The following is a 19,652-nucleotide window of genomic DNA, read 5'->3' on the forward strand; positions in this document are numbered from 1 at the left end:
GCTGAACCCAGTCGAAATTGCCCGTTCAGTTGTCGTTCAGTCGTTTCGACCTGATCGAAAGCAAAAGGGCGCCAGAAACCGGCGCCCTTTTGAGGGATTTGCAGAGTGTAGAGGCCGATTAGTCGCCGCCGATCTGCTTCGTGCAGCTGAAACTCTTATCCCCGATCACGACATCCAGCGTCGCCTTGTACTCGTTTCCCTTGGAGTCGAGCGAGACGGAACCAAGGATTGCCGCATGTCCGGCTGTGGCATCAAAATCGCCACTCTGGTTGATCGTGGAACTTCCACCGTCTCCTGATTTATCGACATGGAAGGTGTAAGTTCCGCCGACATGCTTGTCGGCGTGGACGAGCGCATCTAGTCTCACCATACCTGCTCCAGGCGTTACTTTGATTTCGCAAAGCTGCGTCTCGTCAGATTGGTTGGCAGTCGTCATTGCCGCAATGGCGCCGACGGGAAGCAGGACCAGCGCGAGAATCGCCAGCAGGCGGCGTGGATGTTTGACGCAATTTGGCATGGGTCGTCTCCCCTAATGGTTTGCTGCTGCGATCTTGACCTCTTTCACGTCATCGCGCAGCTGCTTACGGGCAAGCCTGGACGAAGGCCGCAACATTGCCGTTGCCGCCCTGACTGACATTGGCGTTGCAGCCACGGCCGACCTGGACGCCAGCCGCGATGTTGCCATTGCCGTCTTGGGTAAGGATGGTCGTGTGGTTGGAGCCAAACTGGCCGATGCCGGCTATGTTGCGGTTGCCGTTCTGATAGGTGGCGCCGTAGTTGTCATTGCCTTCCTGACCGACTGCCGAAAGGTTGTGGCGACCATATTGATGGCCGACAATCCGGTTGTAGCCACCGTTCTGGTAGGTTCTGATGCGGTTTCCGTACCCTTCCTGCGCGCCACCGGCAGAGTTCGACCAGCCATATTGTTCGATACGCACATCGTTGGCCATGGCGGGGGCTGCGGCGGTGAGGCCAACAAGAGCGACGAGTGCGGTTGCAATGAAAGACGTGCGGATCATGACTGTGTCTCCTCAGGCGGATAGGACCGCGGTTGAACGTCCCTCTTTTAGACGCTCCCTTTGGAACGGAAGCTGAAGGCACCATTCAGTCGGGGTTCATTCGCAGAGATGGGATAGACGCTCGGCCATCCGCGGCAGCACGCTTCGCTCTGATGGTTATTGCCGATCTGATCGAAGCTTCAGCCAACCAGATCGACAGGCTCGAGCGCGCAATTCTCGTGGAGGCCAAGCGGGACGAGAACATGCATCGGTTGACCGCGATTCCCGGCCTAGGCGCCATTATGGCAGCGACCAGCAAAGCGCTTGTGCCGGATCCCGGCGAGTTCAAGTCGGCGCGCCGCTTTGCCGCCTGGCTCGGATTGACACTGCGGCCGCATTCAAGCGGAGGTAAGGAGAGGCTGGGACGAATATCGAAGATGGGAAATCCGGAACTCCGGACTCTTCGCGTCGTCGGGGGCAACCGCCGTCTTGCGGGTCGCCCGAAACGGCAATCGGACGCGGCCGTGGTTGAGGGCGCGTCTGAACCAGGGCAGACCCTATCCGCGGGCCATTCCACATATGGGGGCAAGGTCAATGCGGTATCGAGCGCGGTTTTGATCCATGTCAGTTCACGCAGGCTGAATGGCTTGAAGCGGCACAGGTCATCGATTTACGCAAACGCGCACCGCGTCAGCGCCCTTGACTCTTGATATATGCAACGAGATCGGAGATTTCGGAACGCGTGAGCGAAAGATTTATCATGCGTGAATGATGCGGGTCCATCAGGAAGGCTGAAAGCGACGCCCCGTCAAAACGTTTCGACTCGCCAATCTGGGCGAACGTCGGAACCCGGTCCGAGCCGTGCTGCTGTCCGGATGCCACGACGTGGCATTCAGCGCACCAGCGCTCGGCAATCCGCTGGCCATTAACGCGATCAGCCGCCGCGCACTCGCCAAAAAAGAATTCCATGAAGAGAATGGCTACAACGCCCCAACATGCCCGAAACGTAGGCTTTGATCGCATCTGCGCGCCCTTCCCGCTTGGTGCAACTGCAACTTGGTAGCAGCGCACGCCATTATGGCACCGGAGTCCGTATTAGAACAGTGAAAAGTGTTTGAGACGACAGTTGCTCCTCAATCCGCGCGGAACGAATTTGACGATTGGGCCAGAAAAATCATCCAGAATATTCCCCATCTGCGGAACGTATATGGGGCCCGCCCAATCGCAGCAGGTTTGGCAAGACAAGATTCCCGGTCAAAACTGCTGACGTATATCCAGCTTCCTGTCGCGGCGCGTACACCATCGTCGCGAGCCTCGATGGGTTTTCACCGCTTCCACTTCAATGCCCCGAAGACATCGACGCGACGACACATCAGGCTTGAAAAGCGACGGGAGTGACCGTTTTGCATCTCCTGCCGTTCGCTGCAATATTCAGATGTGTATTTCCATTTTTGATGTGCTCTCGTTAGGCAGCCTTTCCCACGGAACGCTGGATCTCATAACCGTCGTTCGCAGATGGCATAGCCCAGGTCGAGCGAGCCATCTTGTTGGCGCGGCCAATCGCCGTTTGCGCGCCAACATGCGTGCCAGCCATGAGGTCTGAGTTTTCGATTGCAGCGTTGAGCGGTCCTTGACCTTGATCAAAGCGTTTTGCCTTTCGACGCCGTAAGTTCCTGTGTGTTTAATGGAGAAAACGTGTCATGCAGAAACAGGTTCTACAGTCAGCGTTCGACCTTCCGATGGCGTCGTTCCTAGCATCGGGCGATAGTAAACAATTTGTCGATTCCGCATTGAAGATGCCGACAACTGTCATCAAAGCAATGCTTCGCTATCAGGTTGAAGGCCTATCCTTTCTTCAGCATCGTTTCCGGTGCGATATCAAGCTGCTGGATGACATTGTAGCTGCGGAAAAGACTAATGAAACCGCGGATGTCATCGGCGATTATTGGCGCAATGCGGCTTCGGACTATGCGAAGGAAGTCAACAAAACCGTCGCCATTAATGCACGATTTGCATCCGACGCCATCGGCGTTATCAGAGAAGAAGCCGAAAATCCCCTTGGAGCTGCGGCTGCGAAAACGGCCGTGCTTTAGCGGGAGCCTCAGGAGCGGCATCCGGCTTCTGTGACGACCCGTGCCGTATTCCTGAAGATTGGAAAGCCGCGGCGCCAGTTCGCGAAAGATCCTGGGGGCCGGGCTGAGAAGCAAGACCGTCGGCATAGACGAGCACCGAGCCCGTCGCGCCACCCGCTGGTGGATGATGCGGCCAGGAGCTACACGCCACTTTGCGATGAGCCCAGAAACCACGTGATACAACGATGATCCGGCCCATGACCGATTTCCTCCCACATAACCGTTACGAACACTTCATCGCTAGGGCCCGAGCCGCGCCTGCGCTGCGGACGGCCGTCGTGCACCCCTGTAGCCCGGAGGCGATCCTGGCGGCGGTGGAGGCGCGCGACGAGGGCCTGATCTCCCCGCTGCTGATAGGACCAGAGGCGAAGATTCGCGCCGCGGCGACCACCGCCGGCATATCGCTCGACGGTATCGAGATCGAGGCGACGGAACACAGCCATGCCGCTGCCGCGCGAGCAGTCGAACTTGCGGCGCAAGGTAAGGTCGATGCGCTGATGAAAGGTAGCTTACACAGCAATGAACTCCTGGGAGCTGTTGTCGCCACTTCATCCGGGCTCAGAACCGAGCGGCGTGTCAGCCATGTCTATGTACTTGACGTACCCTCCTATCATAAGCCGCTCGTCATCACCGACGCTGCGATCAACATCGCGCCGACCCTTACCGACAAGCGCGATATCACCCAAAACGCGATTGATTTTCTGCATCGTCTCGGCGTCGAGGAGCCGCTTGTGGCGGTGCTGGCCGCAGTGGAAACAGTGGAAGCTTGCATGCCGGCGACGCTCGATGCGGCCGCTCTTACCGTCATGGCCAGGCGTGGACAGATTACGGGCGCAAAGGTCGACGGTCCTCTTGCTTTCGACAACGCCATCAGCCTGGACTCGGCCCGCATCAAGGAGATCGTCTCGCCCGTTGCCGGTCGAGCGGATATCCTTGTCGTGCCCAACCTCGAAACGGGCAACATGCTAGCCAAGCAATTGATCTACCTGGCAGGAGCGGATGCAGCCGGCCTAGTGCTGGGCGCCCGCGTACCGATCATCCTGACCAGCCGCGCCGATTCCTTGAAGGTTCGGCTCGCCTCGGCCGCACTTGCCAAGCTCATCGGCCTCGAACGGCCCAAAGGCTTGGTTTGAGCCTATTCATTCTAACGAGCCAACCATTGCGGACGAATTCCGCGAGCCTGAATATTGCTGTCAAAAGCGGCCAGGGCCTCGGGCCAGATTGTCGTTCAAGTTAGTGAAATAAATATCACGTGCTCCCGTTCAGTAAGTGTCACGACAGGCACCGACACGGGTCGTGACCTAATAGACGGCAGCCCATCGGCGACGCGAATTTCAAGCTATCAACACGGAATGTGGCGACAAGGTCGCCGGCCTATCCGTCGGATTGAACGGCACCGGTGCAGGCGCGTTCGGCAAAAGGGCTCCTTCTCGTTTTCGGAGATGGCCGTTTGTTTGCCACCATCTTCAGATGCCTTCAGCTATGCCGACGAACTTTGCACTTCCGATCGCAACTTGGCGCAGAATTTCATCCGCCAGCTCGTCAGGCCGATGCGCCGCATCGAGCTTTGTCCAGTCGATCGCGCTTTTGCCCTTCGAAAGCTGATCTGCCAGCACTTCCACCGTCGCATCCGAAGATCCGCCTGTGCGTGCTTCGACACGCTGCCAAAGTAAGGCTGGATCCGCCTCCAGCCAGAAGCCGGAGAACGGGCACTTTTTCTCATCAGCGGCTCGCTCAATCAGCTCACGGTTACCGGCCTTGTCAAACACCGCATCGGCCACCACGGTACCGTCCCGCGCAAGAATGAGCCGCGTACGCCATGATATCTCCTGATAGACTCTGACTGAGACCTCGGGACGGTAGGCACTTTGAGGCAAGCGCGTTTCCGGAGGAACGCCATGCATGGACTTGCGGATGCGATCGCTCTCGATGATGCGCGCTCCCGGCGGCAGTCCAATGCGCGGTGCCAACGTCTCGGCAAGCGTAGACTTGCCTGCCCCACTGAGACCTCCAAGAGCAATGAGATTCGCTTGAGGCGGCTGCAGCAGGGAGTGAGCAAGCGCGAAATACGATCGCGCCTGGGATACGAGCACCGGCGCCAGGGCGCCGGCCTCCTCCGCCTGCGTGGCAATGACATGGGCACGCACGGCGGCTCGCATCGCCATGAAAAACGGCAGCGCGGCAAAACCGTCATCCTCACCAGTTTCGTCCAGGTATCGATTCATGACGAGATTGGCAAAATCGGCATGTCCACGATGCCAGAGATCCATCAGTAGGAACGCCAAATCATATAGGATATCGATTGTCGCAATCTCATCGTTGAATTCAATACAATCGAAAAGACAAGGGTGGCCATTGAGCAGAAAGATATTGCGCAGGTGCAGATCACCGTGGCAGCGTCTGATCTTTCCAGCCAATTCTCGTTTATCCAGCAACGCAGCAAGAGTAGTGAGCCGGCGGCGGAAGAGCGCTGTCAGTTCCGCGACGTCCTTTTGTGGGAAGGCGCGGCTTGTCGCGAAGCCCGCCTCGTTGATCTTAAGGACTGCCTCCACGTTTGCCGCTCCGCCGCGGTCGTGAATGACCGGCGCCTGATGATGGAACTGCACGATAGCACCAGCAAGTGCTGTCATTATTGCAGAGGTCAAACCACCCGACTGGGCAACCTGATCAAGCAGCTGCGACTGGTCAAAGCGTCGCATCTCGACCACCGCGTCGATGACCTGTCCCTCTCCGTCGAGAGCTAGGCTTCCGTCGGATGCCCGCGTGATTCTCAGAACGCCAAGATAGATTCCTGGGGCCGTCGGGCCGTTCAGTTCTACCTCCCTCAAGCACGCGGCCTGCCTCTTTTCTACGGTGGAGAAGTCCACGTAAGGCAAAAGGACCGCCCGTTTCATCTTGTAGGCGCGATCGCCTGACAGGAATATGCAGGAAATGTGCGTCTCCATCTTCTGCATCGGGCTGCCTTCCCGAGACAAGACACGCTCCAAAAAGGATGTGACCTCGGACTGGTCTTCGACAATCATTTACCAGCCTCATTTGCTATTTCGCTACGGGCCAATGTGACCTCATTTGGCTCTTTGCATCATTGATGTGCGTCAATGATGCAAAGACACGGGTCGCGCTAAAGGAGATGCTGCAGTCATGGCGCGCAAGGGCACGGTCAATGGATCTCACTTCACGACAACAACTTGTCGAAGCCCTGATACCGGTCATTCGAAGGGCTGGCGCGTTGGTACGCTCTCTTCAAAAAACTGGCGTCGCACCGAACTTCAAGCCGGATGGTTCCCCCGTTACACGCGCCGACCTTGCCAGTCATGAGATTCTGTGTGCCGGCTGCAAAGCCTTGGCAGCAGCGATTCCAATTATCAGCGAGGAGGACGAGAACTCCGCAACGCAAGCGTTGAAACCTCTTTCCTTTGTCATCGATCCTCTCGACGGAACGAAGGAATTTGTCCGCGGGCGGGATGAGTTTACCATTAATATCGCATTGGTCGAGAATGGCCACGCCACCGCCGGTTTGATCTATGCGCCCGCACGCGAGAGGCTGTTCTTTTCCTATGGCAATGGATACGTGTTCGAAGAGGCTCCCGATGGGCAGTGCCGCGACCTTTTCAACCGCATCGTCACCCCACGACGACCAATCGTGCTCGTAAGCCGTACGCACCTTGACCGTCAGACAGAGGGCCTGCTTAGCACGTTGCAACCCTGCACGATCCGCAAACTCGGCTCCTCTCTTAAGTTCGCCTTGATCGCGGCAGCGGAGGCTGACGCCTACGTCAGGCTCTCACCAACGATGCTATGGGATTGCGCTGCCGGGCTGGCGCTTGTCGAAGCCGCCGGAGGCACGGTGCTGCGGACCGACGGATCGCCACTACTCGACGAGAAGCGGCGCACGCTCAGGATTGACGGCTTCATTGCGGCTCGAACACCGCAGCTCGCGCAACGCATCAACACCGCACAAAAGCTATCCCTTTAAGAATGGACCCGGGAAACGTCCCTTGAGCTAGGTCAATGTCAAGGATTGCGCCGCCCCTTAGTCTTCCCTCGTTCGAGATATCAACAGAGGAGATCATCTCATGGACGACATCACACTTCGTCAACTCATTCTCGATGAACTGGAATTCGAACCGAGCATTGACGCAGCCAATATCGGCGTCGCCGCGGACAATGGCGTTATTACCCTCACGGGTCATGTCTCCACCTATGCCGAAAGGGAAGCCGCCGAGCGGGCAACACGCCGCATCAAGGGGGTGAAGGCCATCGCACAGGACATCGAAGTGCGGCCGGCGGGCACGCACAAGACTGCAGATGACGAAATTGCAAAACGCGCAGTCAATACGCTTGGCTGGCACGTCACCGTTCCGAAGGATGCGGTTCAGGTCAAGGTCCAGAACGGTTGGGTTACCCTGAACGGTCGAGTTGAGTGGCAATATCAAAAGACGGCGGCCGCCGACGCCATCCGCGATCTCTCCGGTGTCGTTGGCGTTTCCAACATGATCGAAGTGACTCCACGGGTCAGCTCGGCTGATGTCAAGAAGCGCATCGAAGACGCGTTCCGACGCGACGCCGAGATTGAGGCGAAGGGTATCAATATCAACGTCGCCGACGGCAAGGTCACGCTGCAAGGCAAGGTCAAGACATGGTCGGAGCGACAGGCCGCGGAACATGCCGCGTGGTCGGCTCCTGGCGTCCACAACGTCGAGGACCGCCTCTTGGTCGGTTACTAGGCCGATCGCCGGGCAGCTTATCCATCAGCTGCCCGGCGACTGCCGCGATGCTATGATAAACACCCGGAGAACCGCGATGAAGAAGATCGATGAGGATCGGCCTGCCTGGCCGATGACAATAGCGCCTGAAAAAGTCTGCTACTTTATCCTCAAAGCTCGCCAGTTCGACGCCAAGGAAGCCCCGAGCGACGAGGATTCCTCCTCCAATCCCACGGACGACCGTATGATCGACATACTGGAAGACAGCAGCGACGATCCAGTTCAAGAGGAACTTCGTAGCGCCATATGGGCGCTCAGCGTCGACGAGCAAATCGATCTCGTGACTCTTGTTTGGCTCGGTCGCGGTGATGGCACCGTGTCCGAGTGGTCGAGCATACGCCGTGCAGCAGCGGACGCGCATAACAACCGTACGGCTGCATATCTTCTGGGCACTCCATTACTCGGTGACTATCTCGAGGAAGCCCTGTCGATGTTTGGCGAATCCTGTCAGGCCGTGGAAAACGAGCATCTCTAACGATCGCGCAGAATAGTCAAATCGCAACTATGCCGCGGGCTCGCGACAACTCTTCATCTCCGGAGTCATTGCCGAAGCCATGGTGGGCAAAAGCTATGCCGTGCCAGCATCGATTGCGTCACGCCGCCGAACAGGATCACAAAATGACCCACCTCGACTTTGACCCAGCGCAATGACGTCACACGCCGGAATGCCGAGATTTGGTTCGAGGTGCGAGCCTCGATCAATTGTCTTCAAGGAGGAAATCATGAGTGATCTGAAGATACGTCGGGACATCCTCGACGAACTGGAATTTGATCCCAGTATTGACGCAGCCACGATCGGCGTCTCTGTAGAGAATGGTGTCGTGACACTATCTGGCCATGTAAAGAGCTACGCCGAAAAAACGGCGGCGGAAGCTGTTGCCCGGCGCGTGAAGGGTGTCCGGGCGATTGCTGAGGAGATCGACGTGCGTTGGCCCGAGCAGAAAAGGCATGCCGATGACGAGATCGCGGCGCGTGCACTCGATATCATTTCCTGGGATACTGCACTTCCCGACGGCGCCATTGATGTCAAGGTCCAGCACGGATGGGTAACACTCTCCGGCGAAGTGCGCTGGCACTTCCAGCGCATGGCGGCTGAAAATGCCGTCAAAAAGCTCGGCGGCATTGTAGGTGTGACGAATGCTCTAACCATCCGGCAACTTGTGGGCACGTCCGACATCAAGGATCGGATAGAGCGAGCTCTTCAGCGGAATGCCGAGATCGAGGCGGATAGGATAAGAGTTCGCGTATCCGACACCAAGGTCGTCCTCGAAGGCGACGTACATGCCTGGAATGAGCGGCAGGCGGCAGAGCAGGCCGCGTGGTCGGTTCCGGGCGTCGCCATCGTTGAAAATCACCTTCATGTGGGTTGACGCCAAAGGGAGGGGTGAACCCCTCCCTTCCTGTGCCGCCGGCCCCCTTGATAACCCACAGCTGAGCCGCGACGGACACGGGATTGAGGCCAGATGGGTTAGCCTGCCTTGATCGCAATTTTCCGGTCATTCTTCTGCGCGTTGGCTGTCTTTGGCAGAACGACCTTCAAAACACCATTTGCGAAGGAGGCATCGATCTTCTCGGCATCGACGCCGTCGGGAAGCTGGAGGCTGCGCTGGAACGAACCATAGCGCCGTTCGGAGAGGTAGTATTCCTTCTCCTTTTCCTCCTTGCTTTCATGCTTTTCGCCTTTGACCGTCAGGATGCCGTCCGCGAGCGTCAGTTCCACGTCCTTCGCATCGATACCTGGAAGCTCTGCCGTGAGCTCATAGGCCTTATCGGACTCGACGAAGTCGATGGCCGGCATGCCACGCGCGAAAGCATTCGGGAAACGTGCGAGTGTGCGATCGAAAAAGCCAGGGGTGAAGTCGTTGAAGACGCGATCAATTTCCGATCGCAGGCTCTCGAATGGCGCCCATCGCTCCATAGCGGGTGCCGCCTTCTTCTCCGTGCTCACAGGGAGCTTCCTTGCCATATCGGCCATATCATTTCTCCTCTTCGTTGCGAGGACCATTGGAGGACGACCTTGCCCCGGCCCTTTTCCAAATCGTCTTCGTAAGACGCGATATCATCAAAGACAGTGTTGCGACGTTGTTCATTGATCAGCATCAAAATGGCGCGCTGTCGCGCGTCCCGAGGCGATCGCGGTCGTCATCTTGCCGATCATGAAATCGATCGGCGCCCCCTTTGTTTTTGGTTAGGTGATCGGGGTCGTGGACCGATGCCTATCTTCAACTTGAAGGCTTGAACCTCTCCGCAGGCAAGCTCATACGTCAACGATTGCCGGCAAAAAATGAAGAAGTTCCGAGCGGTGTCAACCTTCACAAATTTTTCAACTATTCAAAGTATTGCCGCGGCGACATACATTAATTTGGTGCTTAATGATCAACCACTTGGATATGCCGACGGTCCTCTTCTTACAGAAGACATCTTATATCGCCGGAGCGTTGACCTTAGGGTATCTGCGGCTTACCTCGGCCGAAAGTCGCGGCGTAGGACTATTAGCAGCAAGCTTCATTATCCTAGCGACAGGTTCAACACTTGCAGGATATGCCGAAGTTCATCCCGCGCTTTATGGGCCTCTCAGCCTCATCAACATTGTTCTTGCCGTGCTGGGCTACTGCATGCTGGGATTGGCATTTATCGTGATCAGCAACCCCGATCGAAAGATATACACCACACATATACTCATCCCCGCCGCACTAACGCTGGCAACGGGACTGATTACAGCGTTCCATCTGAACAACACGTATCGGGCGACGACCTTCACTTTTCTCGGTTGCTTGACGATGGCCGCCACGGCGGTTGTCGTGTTTCTCGATGCACATCGCGAGCCGCTTCCAATTCGGAAACTGATTGCAGCAATACTTGCAGCAGCCAGTCTTCTCTCATTGGTCATGGGTCTGGAGTTCTCGTTCAATGCCTTTCCTCTGCTCGATGTGGCGAGCGGCTTTTTTCTGATGATCCTTTCCAAGTTCGTGCTTGCGATTGCAATCGTGATTTTCATCAGCGAGCGCCAGCATATCAAGATTAAACACCTGGCCGACCACGACGCTCTCACGGGTCTTTATAACCGTCGCTTTTTCAACGCGAACACGCCCAGTCAGCCCGGCCATGGCGACGCCATTCTCTATCTAGATATCGATCACTTCAAACAGTTGAACGATCGCTGGGGGCATGCCGCAGGCGACGAAGTTCTCGCGACGATGGCTCGGGCGATGAAATCGATCTTGCCACAGTCGGCATTGCTTGCACGTCAGGGGGGAGAGGAGTTCATAGTTTTTCTCCCTGCAAAAGCCGGAGACGCGTTACTCCATGCCGAGCGGATTCGCCAAGCCGTCGCTGAGCTTCGCTATCCCACACTTGGGGCCGAGATGACTGTGACGACGAGCATTGGTATCGCAAGAGCTGTGCAGGAACATGCGGAGCTCTCGGATCTTTGCCGGGAAGCCGACCGGGCCTTGTATTTGGCCAAAGCCGCAGGCCGAAACCGTGTTTGTGACGCCGAACTCAACTCCGTTCCGGAGCATTGTCGGCGCTTAGGATGATGCAGAACCACGACCAGCCGAGGCCGCTTACTAAGCGGCCGAAATGACGGCCTTTGAATATGGCAAGCGCTCCCCGACATATAGAAGGTTTGATGCCAGACATGGCTTGCAATTCTGCTTACGGCAGACCCCCTTCTTCACGGAACTGTTCTACCCCGGGACTGGAAGACCACAACTATTGAGCAGTTCATTCAGGTAGTGGATTCCTGTATCCGCTGGTACAAAGAAAAGCGGATAAAAATATCCCTCGGCTCTCTCAACCCCATCGCATGCCGAAAGAGGTTCGGACGAACGATATAAAACCAGTCCAAGTTTTTATCCGCATCCCCGAGGGGTCAAATCAAGCCGGAATTCAACAGCCAGACGGCACGCGCTACGATCTCGACCGAAAACAGATGGTTCTTGTAAATCAGGGCTGCCTCGCTCATGTTGCCAGCTATCGCAGCAATATTGATGAGAAATCAATGTGACAGCAACGTCAGCTGATCTCTACGACTACGCGACCACGGATGCGACCCGCAACGATATCTTCTGCTATTTTCGGCAACGCGGACATCGGCTCAATCCGCGTTAATGCCTGCAGGTGTAAAGGGTTTAGGTGCTGGCCAAGGATCTGCCAGGCACGTAGACGTTTCGCAACGGGCGCCATAACGGAATCGATGCCGAGCAGTGCCACATTGCGCAAGATATGCGGCAAGACCGTCGCCGGCAGATCTGCGCCGCCGGCAAGACCGCAAGCAGCCACCGCCCCTCCGTAGACCGTCTGGGACAGCACATTAGCAAGCGTCGTCGAGCCGACGGAATCGACTGCTCCCGCCCAGCGCTCTTTTTGCAGCGGGCCGCCCTTCTCGCTAAGCGCCGCGCGCTCGACGAATCCGGACGCTCCCAGCGAGGCGAGATAATCATGGGTTTCGGGCCGGCCGGTCGAAGCCGTAACCTTGTAGCCCTTGCTGGCAAGCAGGCTCACAGCCACCGAGCCGACGCCACCCGCCGCTCCGGTGACCAGCACTTCCCGATCGTCGACGCCGATCGTTCCCCAATCCTCCAGGGCATTGACGCAAAGGGCGGCGGTATAGCCAGCCGTTCCGATTGCCATCGCCTGCTCCAGGGAGAACTCCTGCGGCAGCGCAATCAACCATTCCGCCTTGACTCGCTGGTATCGGGAATAGCCGCCCCATTCGGTCTCGGAAAGACCCCAGCCGTTCAGCACAACCTTGTCGCCCGCAACCCATTTATCCGAGCGCGACTCGACGACAACGCCGGCAAGATCGATACCGCCAACCATCGGCGTGCGGCGCGCAATCCTTCCCTTGCCGGAAAGGGCGAGACCGTCCTTGTAGTTGACGGTGGAAAACGCAACTTCGACCAGAACGTCATGGTCGGGCAGATCGGCCAAGGTCAGTTGTCGGAAGCCGGCCTGCTGTTTGCCATCAACCGTATCGATCACCATTGCCGTAAAAGAATCTGACATGGAATTCCCTTGAACTTCAATGCTTCTGAGGATGTGAGCCGACTGGGTTCAGGACTGCGCCTGCTCGCTCGCCCGGCGGCCGCGCGCATCGAGCGCGGCGCTATAGCTGTCCCGAACATAGGCGAGGAGATTTGTGAGCGCTGCCGTTGCTTCACCGACATCGCGATTGCTGAGCGCCTCAAGGATCCGCTGGTGGAAGGCAACGACCTGGCGGCGCTCGCGCACCCTGAAGACAATCATGTTCGTGATCGGAATGAAGGATTCGATCACGATGTACATCATCAGCTTCAAGGGGCCATTGCCGGTCGAGTCGACCAGGGCGCGATGGAACCGTACATCGGAAGCGCAGAAATCTTCGTCGCTGATATCCTGATCCCGCTGCAAGGCGATCTCAGTGGCCATAGCCTGCAATCCCTCTTCGCTGCGGTTTTCGCAGGCAAGCCGGCAGCAGATGGTTTCCGTCTCAAGCCTTGCGGCAATGATCTCGTCGATATCGAAAGCACCGATACCGACGAGAAGCGTCGCGGCACCGGTAATCGCCTTCGACAACCCCTCGGGATCGGGTCGCATCACGAAATTGCCGCCTAGGGGGCCGCGGCGCGAATGAATGAGGTTCTGCGCCGCTAGACGCTTCAACGCCTCGCGCACCGTCGGGCGCGAAATTCCAAAACTCCGGGCAAGATCCTCCTCCGTCGGCAAGCGCTCGTCGATCTTCAGGCGCCCGTCCAGGATCGCGGACTTGATATTCTCGGCGACCTGCTTGGCGATACCAGATCTTACCACTTCGTCATATCTAAGATTCATAGAGCTCCATCCTTCGCTCGAAAGCATTGATGCCATGCCTTCGTCGAAAAGGCTATAGGTATTTAAATATAGGTTTGACAAATATCAGATAGGCGATAACCTGCCCTCGATCCAGATAACCAGGGGAACAGAATGGGCGGATCGATCGACCGGGCGCTCGTCGCACGTCCCTTATCTGCGACGTCTTTGCGGCTCTCAGAATTGTTGACCCGCCTCCACGGCAGGCTGGACAAGAACGCTGTTGTCACGGGTCCGGATGTCGGTGACGCCTATTGCGCGGACGCAACGGACGAGCGCGGCGTGCGGCCGGCCGTTCTGTTTCGCCCAAGGGATACCGCATCGGTGTCGGCCATTCTTTCCGTATGCGACGCCCTCGACCAGCCTATCGTCGTGCAAGGCGGACGGACCGGCCTTGCGGGCGCCGCGCGGCCCATGGCCGGCGAGGTAGCGCTGTCGCTGGAACGAATGAATGCAATCGAACCTGTCAACGAGGATGCCGGCACTGTGATCGCCCACGCCGGCGCGACCCTGCAGGCCGTTCAGGAGGTCGCAGATATCAATGGCTTCATGTTCGGCGTGGATATCGGCGCTCGGGGCACCTCCACAATTGGCGGCAACATCGCCACCAATGCCGGCGGCATTCGCGTCCTGCGCTATGGCATGTATCGCGCCCAGGTTCTCGGCCTGGAGGCCGTGATGGCAGACGGCTCCGTGCTGACCAGCCTCAAAGGCCTTTCGAAGAACAATTCGGGTTTCGATCTCAACCAGATATTCATCGGCAGCGAGGGCACACTTGGCGTCGTAACCCGTGCCTGCATGCGTCTTCATCCCAAGCCGCAGTCACTGGCAAACGCATTTTGCGCCCTCCCCTCGCTCGGTGCGGCAATCACGCTTCTGCGGCGTCTGCGCCAGAGGCTCGGACCGTCCCTCTCCGCTTTCGAAGTCATATTCCCGGCTGTTTATGCCGGCGTTCTCAAGCGTACCGCCGCGCCGCCGCCTGTGCCGGCGGGTGCCGGAATGTATGCGCTCATCGAGATGCAGGGACAGGACGAAGCAGGCGACGAGGATCGCTTTGCCGCTGCGCTGATGGAATGCTACGAGGAAGGCATTGTCAGCGATGTCGCGGTTTCCCGCTCGCTGCGCGACTACCATGCCATCTGGAATTTGCGCGATGCCGCGAGCGAATTCATTTTCAGCATGGACCATGTCGCGGGCTTCGACGTCAGCCTGCCCATTTCCGCAATGCAGCGGTTCCTGGACAGGGCCACAGCCAAAATCGCGCATGTCGATCCCGCCGCTTCCATCTACATTTTCGGTCATCTCGGTGACGGCAATCTGCATTTCCTCGTTCGTACGCACCACTATGACCGCGTCGCGGACGCGACCTTTTCCTGTGTCGCCAGCGAAGGCGGATCGATATCGGCCGAACACGGTATTGGCCTTGAAAAGAAGAAGTGGCTGCCGCTGGTTCGCAGCCCGGCCGAGATGGCTGCCATGCGCCGTCTCAAATCCGCGTTCGATCCCAATAACATCCTCAATCCCGGCCGCGTTTTCGACATGGAACCAACGGCACCGGGGGAGCGCGCATAAATGTCCACTCTGCCCGTCGCCGCACACTCCAAAGATCGGCCCACGGCCTCCGCCGTGAAGACGCCCAGCCTCGATGACCGCTACGTGCTCGATCGGGGCAACATCCTCGTTTCCGGCACGCAGGCGCTCGTACGCCTGCCGATGATCCAGCGTCAGCGCGACCTTGCGTGCGGGTTAAACACCGCCGGCTATGTCTCCGGATATCGCGGCTCGCCGCTTGCCAGCTTCGACCGCGAAATGGCGCGCGCGAGGAAATATCTCGACGACCATCACATCCGCTTCCAGCCCGGCCTCAATGAAGACATGGCCGCCACCGCCGTCTGGGGCACGCAGCAGACAGCGATGTTTCCGGGCGCCCGGTATGATGGCGTCTTCGCCATGTGGTACGGCAAGGGACCTGGCGTCGATCGCAGCATGGACGTGATCCGTCACGCCAACGCCGTCGGCACTAATCCGAATGGCGGCGTTCTGCTGCTCGTCGGAGACGATCACGGTGCCGTTTCGTCGACCCTACCGCACCAGAGCGAACATAATCTGATCTCCGCGATGGTGCCGCTCCTGTCGCCGGCCGGCGTGGGGGAATATATCGACTACGGATTGTTTGGCTGGGCGCTCAGTCGCTATTCCGGCGCCTGGGTCGGCTTTAAATGCCAGACTGAAATCGTCGAATGCACGGCGACGGTCGAACTCGATCCCGATCGGCCCGCCATCATCTATCCCGATGGTCATAGCGACCTCTCATTGCGATGGCCGGATGGCCCGCATGCGATGGAACGGCGGCTGGAAAACAAGATGGAGGCGATACACGTCTTCGCCCGCCAAAACAGCATCGACAGAGCGATCTGGGGTAGCACTGCCGGCAAAGCGAGGCTCGGTATCGTTTCGACCGGGAAATCATGGCTCGACCTCATGGGCGCGCTGGCAAGCCTTGGCATCGACGAGCGTCGGGCCGGCGAACTCGGCATCCGGCTTTACAAGATCGGCATGGTCTGGCCGATCGAACCAGAGGGTCTGCAACGGTTCGCCTCCGAGGTCGAAACCTTGTTGGTGGTCGAGGAAAAGCGCGCGGTCATCGAAGACCAGATCAAGGCTCAGCTTTTCAACCTCGCTTCAGATCGGCGCCCAAGGGTCTACGGCAAATTCGGCGTGGATGGTCGACCGCTCTTGTCTGCGGCCGGCGAGATCAATGCGGTCGCGGTCGCAAGAGCGATCGTCTATCTTATCGGTGAGGCTCACACCGATCTGCTGGCCAGATCGCGCGATATCGAGGCGCTCCTCGCGGCAAGTGCCACGGAAACGCCGGCGCTGAAACGCGACCCCTATTTCTGCTCAGGCTGTCCGCACAGCATTTCCACCCGCCTGCCCGAGGGAAGCCGGGCATCCACCGGCATTGGCTGTCATATGATGGTAATCGGGCTGGAAGAGCGCAACACCTCGACCTTTACTCAGATGGGCGGTGAAGGCGGGTCGTGGATTGGCCTTTCCCAATTCACCGACGAGAAGCATATCTTCGTCAACATGGGCGATGGCACCTATTTCCATTCCGGGCTGCTTGCGATCCGCGCCGCGATTGCTGCCAAGGTCAACGCCACCTACAAGATCCTCTATAACGATGCAGTCGCCATGACGGGCGGTCAGAAACATGACGGAGAAGTCTCCGTTCCCGGCATTGTCGGGCAGATGCTCGCCGAAGGAGCGGCCCGGGTCGCTGTCGTCGCCGAGCGGCCCGATGTCTGGCAAGGCAATCTGCCGCGCGGCGTTACGGTCAACCACCGCGACGAACTGGATGTGGTGCAGCGTGAACTGCGCGAGGTGCCGGGCGTTACCGTGCTCGTCTACGATCAGGTTTGTGCGGCCGAAAAGAGGCGCCGGCGCAAGCGGGGCGCTTTCGCCATCTCCGACAAACGCGCCTTCATCAACGAGCTCGTCTGCGAGGGTTGCGGCGACTGTTCTGCTGTTTCCAACTGCATCTCCATCGAGCCGCAGGAAACGGAGTTCGGGCGCAAGCGGCGGATCAACCAGTCGAGCTGCAACACCGATCTCTCCTGCATAAAAGGCTTCTGTCCAAGCTTCGTCACCATCGAGGGCGGGACTATCCGCAAGCCGGACGCCAAGGCAGGCAAGCCAAGCTTCGACGACCTCCCTCTTCCGGCCATCCGAAAGATCACCGACCGGTCCTACAACATGCTGCTCGCCGGCATCGGCGGGACGGGCGTCATTACCGTCAGCGCCATACTGTCGATGGCCGCGCACATTGACGGCCTTGCGGTCCAGACTCTCGACCAAACCGGCCTTGCCCAGAAAAATGGGGCCGTCATCTCGCACTTGCGGGTCGCAAGGGCGCGAGAGCAGATCACATCCGTACGGATCGGACCGGGGGAAAGCGATCTGGTCCTCGGCTTCGATATCGTCGTGTCAGCGGCCCAGAACGCCCTGTCCACATTCGCTGCCGGCCGTACCAAGGCCGTTCTCGACGATCATTTCGCGCCGACCGCCTCGTTTGTGCAGAACACCGCAATCGATTTTCGCCAGGAAGCGACGGTGAAGGCATTGCGCAGAGCGGCTGGGGACAATGCCATCAGCCTTATCGCCGCGACGAAACTGGGGGCGGCCCTGATCGGCGATGCGATCGCGGCCAACATGTTCCTGCTCGGCCACGCCTGGCAGCGTGGACTGGTTCCAATCAGTCTTGAGGCAATCGATGCGGCGATCGAACTCAATGGCACGGGCATTGCGATGAATCGCGCAGCCTTTGGCTGGGGCCGTCGCTCGGTGGTGGATCCGGAGGCTGTCAAACAGGCCGCCGCAATCGATCCGGACGAGGCGCCGGCCAGGCAGACGCTGGACGAGATTGTCGCCAAGCGCATCGAGTTCCTGACGCACTATCAAAGCGCCACCTATGCCGACAAATACAGCAAGCTGGTGACGACCGCCCGCACTGCCGAGGCCCAACTGAAGCTCGGAGAGGATTTTTCCGAGGCAGTGGCGCGCAACGCCTTCAAGCTGATGGCCTATAAGGACGAATATGAAGTGGCCCGGCTGCACAACGACCGGAGCTTCAAGGACAAGATCGCGGCGCAGTTCGAAGGTGATTTCGAGATCAAGCATCATCTGGCGCCGCCGTTCTTTTCCCGAAGGATCGACAAGCGCACGGGCAACCCGGCAAAGATTGCCATCAGCCACAAGCTCACTTTGCCGGCGTTTTCCGTGCTGGAGAAAATGCGCTTCGTTCGCGGCACGCCGCTTGATCCGTTCGGCTACACGCATGAGCGTCGCATGGAGCGAAAACTGGCCGCCGATTATGCGGCGTTGATCAACGACCTCGCAGCAAATCTATCACCGGAAAACCAGCAGCGCGCCATCGCGCTTGCCCAACTCCCCGATCAGATCAGGGGGTTTGGCCCTGTCAAATCAGCATCGATAGAGCGTTTCGAGAAGAATAAGGCGGCCCTGTTGATGCAGGCATCGAGCACGCCATCGCAACCGGGTGACACCAGCGTAAAAAGGAAAAGCATATGAGCATAGCCGAGGGCTTCGAGACCATCCTCTACGACAAGGATGAACAGGACAAGTTCGCGACGATCACCATCAATCGGCCGGACAAGCTCAATGCGATGAACAAGACGACCGTGCGCGAGATCGACCGCGCCGTTGCGCTGGCCGTCGCCGACAAGGACGTCAACGCACTGGTGATCACCGGTGCCGGCCGCGCGTTTTCTTCCGGTTATGACCTGCAAGGCGCAGACTATGACGTCAGCATCGAGGACTGGCATGCCGACATGTCGGAAAATGCCCAGGCGCTTCTGAATATCTGGAAGGCGCCGATCCCCGTCATCGCCTCGGTGAACGGCTATGCGCTTGCCGGCGCGCTCGAACTCGTCATGTCGTGCGATCTGGCGATCGCTGCCGATAACGCCAAGTTCGGCGAGCCGGAAGTCCGTCACAATTCCGGTCCGCCTGCCCTCTTCATGCCATGGCTGCTGGCCACCCGCGACGTGCGCTGGCTGATGTACACGGGCGATCTGGTGGACGCGGAAGAAGCGCTGCGGATGCACCTGATCAACAAGATCGTGCCTGCCGATCAGCTCAAGCAAAAGACCGAGAACCTGGCGCGCAAGCTGGCACGCATGCCAGTTCCGGCCATCAAGTTCGCCAAGTCCTCCATCAACAACCAGCAGATCGCCGCCGGCCTGATGACATCCTTCGATTACAACGTGCATGCCATCGCCGCCCTCCATGTCAGCAAGGACGGGCAGGAATGGATGCGCAATCTTCAGAAGATGTCGCTGAAGGAATATCTCGAATTTCGCGACGCACCCTTCAAGGGGCTCGACTGACATCATCTTCCTCGC

18 protein-coding genes are annotated in these 19,652 nt (G+C 58.4%); 11 read left to right on the forward strand and 7 right to left on the reverse strand.

From position 1 onward, the window contains the following. Positions 1-118: 118 nt before the first annotated feature. Both csgH and GA0061101_RS33800 read right to left on the reverse strand, forming a co-directional pair. Entirely contained in the window at positions 119-517 is a 399-nt protein-coding gene (gene csgH / locus GA0061101_RS33795; RefSeq protein ID WP_037200571.1) for a curli-like amyloid fiber formation chaperone CsgH, read from the reverse strand. 64 nt (positions 518-581) lie between these two features. After that, entirely contained in the window at positions 582-1,019 is a 438-nt protein-coding gene (locus GA0061101_RS33800; protein WP_037200572.1) for a curlin, read from the reverse strand. A 281-nt stretch (positions 1,020-1,300) separates the two neighbouring features. Between GA0061101_RS33800 and GA0061101_RS33805 the strand changes: the two genes are divergently transcribed. Then, positions 1,301-1,708, forward strand: a complete 408-nt coding sequence (locus GA0061101_RS33805) for a transposase (protein WP_245297629.1) — start codon at positions 1,301-1,303, stop codon at positions 1,706-1,708. Here the strand turns inward: GA0061101_RS33805 and GA0061101_RS33810 are convergent. Continuing rightward, positions 1,689-1,967 carry a c-type cytochrome gene (locus tag GA0061101_RS33810; RefSeq protein ID WP_092576737.1) on the reverse strand — a complete coding sequence of 93 codons (279 nt, stop codon included), beginning with the start codon at positions 1,965-1,967 and terminating at the stop codon, positions 1,689-1,691. The two genes, GA0061101_RS33805 and GA0061101_RS33810, sit on opposite strands and share 20 nt — an antisense overlap. A 731-nt stretch (positions 1,968-2,698) precedes the next feature. Between GA0061101_RS33810 and GA0061101_RS33815 the strand changes: the two genes are divergently transcribed. Together GA0061101_RS33815 and GA0061101_RS33820 are read left to right on the forward strand one after the other, a co-directional pair. Then, positions 2,699-3,091 (forward strand): hypothetical protein, encoded by a 393-nt coding sequence (locus GA0061101_RS33815; RefSeq protein WP_037200574.1) that lies wholly within the window; start codon positions 2,699-2,701, stop codon positions 3,089-3,091. 236 nt (positions 3,092-3,327) lie between these two features. Beyond that, positions 3,328-4,263: a bifunctional enoyl-CoA hydratase/phosphate acetyltransferase gene (locus GA0061101_RS33820; RefSeq protein ID WP_037200596.1), complete on the forward strand. Its 936-nt coding sequence runs from the start codon at positions 3,328-3,330 to the stop codon at positions 4,261-4,263. A gap of 333 nt (positions 4,264-4,596) precedes the next feature. On the opposite strand, the gene GA0061101_RS33825 is transcribed toward GA0061101_RS33820, so the two are convergent. Then, positions 4,597-6,153: a bifunctional aminoglycoside phosphotransferase/ATP-binding protein gene (locus GA0061101_RS33825; protein WP_037200575.1), complete on the reverse strand. Its 1,557-nt coding sequence runs from the start codon at positions 6,151-6,153 to the stop codon at positions 4,597-4,599. A 140-nt stretch (positions 6,154-6,293) separates the two neighbouring features. Between GA0061101_RS33825 and GA0061101_RS33830 the strand changes: the two genes are divergently transcribed. The 4 genes from GA0061101_RS33830 to GA0061101_RS33845 all read left to right on the forward strand — a co-directional run bounded on the left by GA0061101_RS33830 (position 6,294) and on the right by GA0061101_RS33845 (position 9,266). After that, positions 6,294-7,106, forward strand: coding sequence for a 3'(2'),5'-bisphosphate nucleotidase CysQ family protein (locus tag GA0061101_RS33830; protein WP_037200577.1), 813 nt, complete (start codon positions 6,294-6,296; stop codon positions 7,104-7,106). Positions 7,107-7,206: 100 nt separating this feature from the next. After that, complete coding sequence (locus tag GA0061101_RS33835) at positions 7,207-7,857, forward strand: BON domain-containing protein (RefSeq protein WP_037200578.1); 651 nt, start codon at positions 7,207-7,209, stop codon at positions 7,855-7,857. 76 nt (positions 7,858-7,933) lie between these two features. Continuing rightward, complete coding sequence (locus tag GA0061101_RS33840) at positions 7,934-8,371, forward strand: DUF3775 domain-containing protein (protein WP_037200580.1); 438 nt, start codon at positions 7,934-7,936, stop codon at positions 8,369-8,371. A gap of 247 nt (positions 8,372-8,618) precedes the next feature. Next, the gene (locus GA0061101_RS33845; protein ID WP_037200582.1) at positions 8,619-9,266 is read left to right on the forward strand and encodes a BON domain-containing protein; all 648 of its coding nucleotides are present in this window, start codon (positions 8,619-8,621) and stop codon (positions 9,264-9,266) included. Positions 9,267-9,364: 98 nt separating this feature from the next. On the opposite strand, the gene GA0061101_RS33850 is transcribed toward GA0061101_RS33845, so the two are convergent. Then, positions 9,365-9,871, reverse strand: a complete 507-nt coding sequence (locus GA0061101_RS33850) for an Hsp20/alpha crystallin family protein (RefSeq protein ID WP_037201058.1) — start codon at positions 9,869-9,871, stop codon at positions 9,365-9,367. Between the two features lie 415 nt (positions 9,872-10,286). Here GA0061101_RS33850 and GA0061101_RS33855 point away from each other — a divergent pair, with 415 nt between their 5' ends. After that, positions 10,287-11,435, forward strand: coding sequence for a GGDEF domain-containing protein (locus tag GA0061101_RS33855; protein ID WP_245297630.1), 1,149 nt, complete (start codon positions 10,287-10,289; stop codon positions 11,433-11,435). A 478-nt stretch (positions 11,436-11,913) separates the two neighbouring features. On the opposite strand, the gene GA0061101_RS33860 is transcribed toward GA0061101_RS33855, so the two are convergent. Together GA0061101_RS33860 and GA0061101_RS33865 are read right to left on the reverse strand one after the other, a co-directional pair. Beyond that, a complete protein-coding gene (locus tag GA0061101_RS33860) occupies positions 11,914-12,906 on the reverse strand; it encodes an MDR family oxidoreductase (RefSeq protein ID WP_037201355.1) in 993 nt (330 codons plus the stop codon). Positions 12,907-12,954: 48 nt separating this feature from the next. Further along, a complete protein-coding gene (locus GA0061101_RS33865) occupies positions 12,955-13,710 on the reverse strand; it encodes a FadR/GntR family transcriptional regulator (protein WP_037201354.1) in 756 nt (251 codons plus the stop codon). A 132-nt stretch (positions 13,711-13,842) separates the two neighbouring features. Here GA0061101_RS33865 and GA0061101_RS33870 point away from each other — a divergent pair, with 132 nt between their 5' ends. The 3 genes from GA0061101_RS33870 to GA0061101_RS33880 are packed head-to-tail and all read left to right on the forward strand — an operon-like array spanning position 13,843 to position 19,637. Next, positions 13,843-15,300 carry an FAD-binding oxidoreductase gene (locus GA0061101_RS33870; protein WP_092576743.1) on the forward strand — a complete coding sequence of 486 codons (1,458 nt, stop codon included), beginning with the start codon at positions 13,843-13,845 and terminating at the stop codon, positions 15,298-15,300. Continuing rightward, positions 15,301-18,819, forward strand: a complete 3,519-nt coding sequence (locus GA0061101_RS33875) for an indolepyruvate ferredoxin oxidoreductase family protein (RefSeq protein ID WP_092576745.1) — start codon at positions 15,301-15,303, stop codon at positions 18,817-18,819. It abuts the gene before it with no gap. After that, complete coding sequence (locus GA0061101_RS33880; RefSeq protein ID WP_037201350.1) at positions 18,816-19,637, forward strand: enoyl-CoA hydratase/isomerase family protein; 822 nt, start codon at positions 18,816-18,818, stop codon at positions 19,635-19,637. The genes GA0061101_RS33875 and GA0061101_RS33880 overlap by 4 nt, the downstream gene beginning before the upstream one ends. The last annotated feature ends 15 nt before the right edge of the window (positions 19,638-19,652 follow it).

This window comes from Martinezella lusitana, from assembly GCF_900094565.1.
GTDB lineage: Bacteria > Pseudomonadota > Alphaproteobacteria > Rhizobiales > Rhizobiaceae > Rhizobium > Rhizobium lusitanum.

Coding starts and splice junctions, on each gene's coding strand:
- GA0061101_RS33850 (WP_037201058.1), bottom strand. CDS start 9,871: ATGGCCGATATGGCAAGGAAGCTCCCTGTGAGCACGGAGAAGAAGGCG.
- GA0061101_RS33865 (WP_037201354.1), bottom strand. CDS start 13,710: ATGAATCTTAGATATGACGAAGTGGTAAGATCTGGTATCGCCAAGCAG.
- GA0061101_RS33810 (WP_092576737.1), bottom strand. CDS start 1,967: ATGGAATTCTTTTTTGGCGAGTGCGCGGCGGCTGATCGCGTTAATGGC.
- GA0061101_RS33875 (WP_092576745.1), top strand. CDS start 15,301: ATGTCCACTCTGCCCGTCGCCGCACACTCCAAAGATCGGCCCACGGCC.
- GA0061101_RS33800 (WP_037200572.1), bottom strand. CDS start 1,019: ATGATCCGCACGTCTTTCATTGCAACCGCACTCGTCGCTCTTGTTGGC.
- GA0061101_RS33805 (WP_245297629.1), top strand. CDS start 1,301: ATGGCAGCGACCAGCAAAGCGCTTGTGCCGGATCCCGGCGAGTTCAAG.
- GA0061101_RS33845 (WP_037200582.1), top strand. CDS start 8,619: ATGAGTGATCTGAAGATACGTCGGGACATCCTCGACGAACTGGAATTT.
- GA0061101_RS33830 (WP_037200577.1), top strand. CDS start 6,294: ATGGATCTCACTTCACGACAACAACTTGTCGAAGCCCTGATACCGGTC.
- GA0061101_RS33860 (WP_037201355.1), bottom strand. CDS start 12,906: ATGTCAGATTCTTTTACGGCAATGGTGATCGATACGGTTGATGGCAAA.
- csgH (WP_037200571.1), bottom strand. CDS start 517: ATGCCAAATTGCGTCAAACATCCACGCCGCCTGCTGGCGATTCTCGCG.
- GA0061101_RS33820 (WP_037200596.1), top strand. CDS start 3,328: ATGACCGATTTCCTCCCACATAACCGTTACGAACACTTCATCGCTAGG.
- GA0061101_RS33870 (WP_092576743.1), top strand. CDS start 13,843: ATGGGCGGATCGATCGACCGGGCGCTCGTCGCACGTCCCTTATCTGCG.
- GA0061101_RS33825 (WP_037200575.1), bottom strand. CDS start 6,153: ATGATTGTCGAAGACCAGTCCGAGGTCACATCCTTTTTGGAGCGTGTC.
- GA0061101_RS33880 (WP_037201350.1), top strand. CDS start 18,816: ATGAGCATAGCCGAGGGCTTCGAGACCATCCTCTACGACAAGGATGAA.
- GA0061101_RS33815 (WP_037200574.1), top strand. CDS start 2,699: ATGCAGAAACAGGTTCTACAGTCAGCGTTCGACCTTCCGATGGCGTCG.
- GA0061101_RS33855 (WP_245297630.1), top strand. CDS start 10,287: ATGCCGACGGTCCTCTTCTTACAGAAGACATCTTATATCGCCGGAGCG.
- GA0061101_RS33840 (WP_037200580.1), top strand. CDS start 7,934: ATGAAGAAGATCGATGAGGATCGGCCTGCCTGGCCGATGACAATAGCG.
- GA0061101_RS33835 (WP_037200578.1), top strand. CDS start 7,207: ATGGACGACATCACACTTCGTCAACTCATTCTCGATGAACTGGAATTC.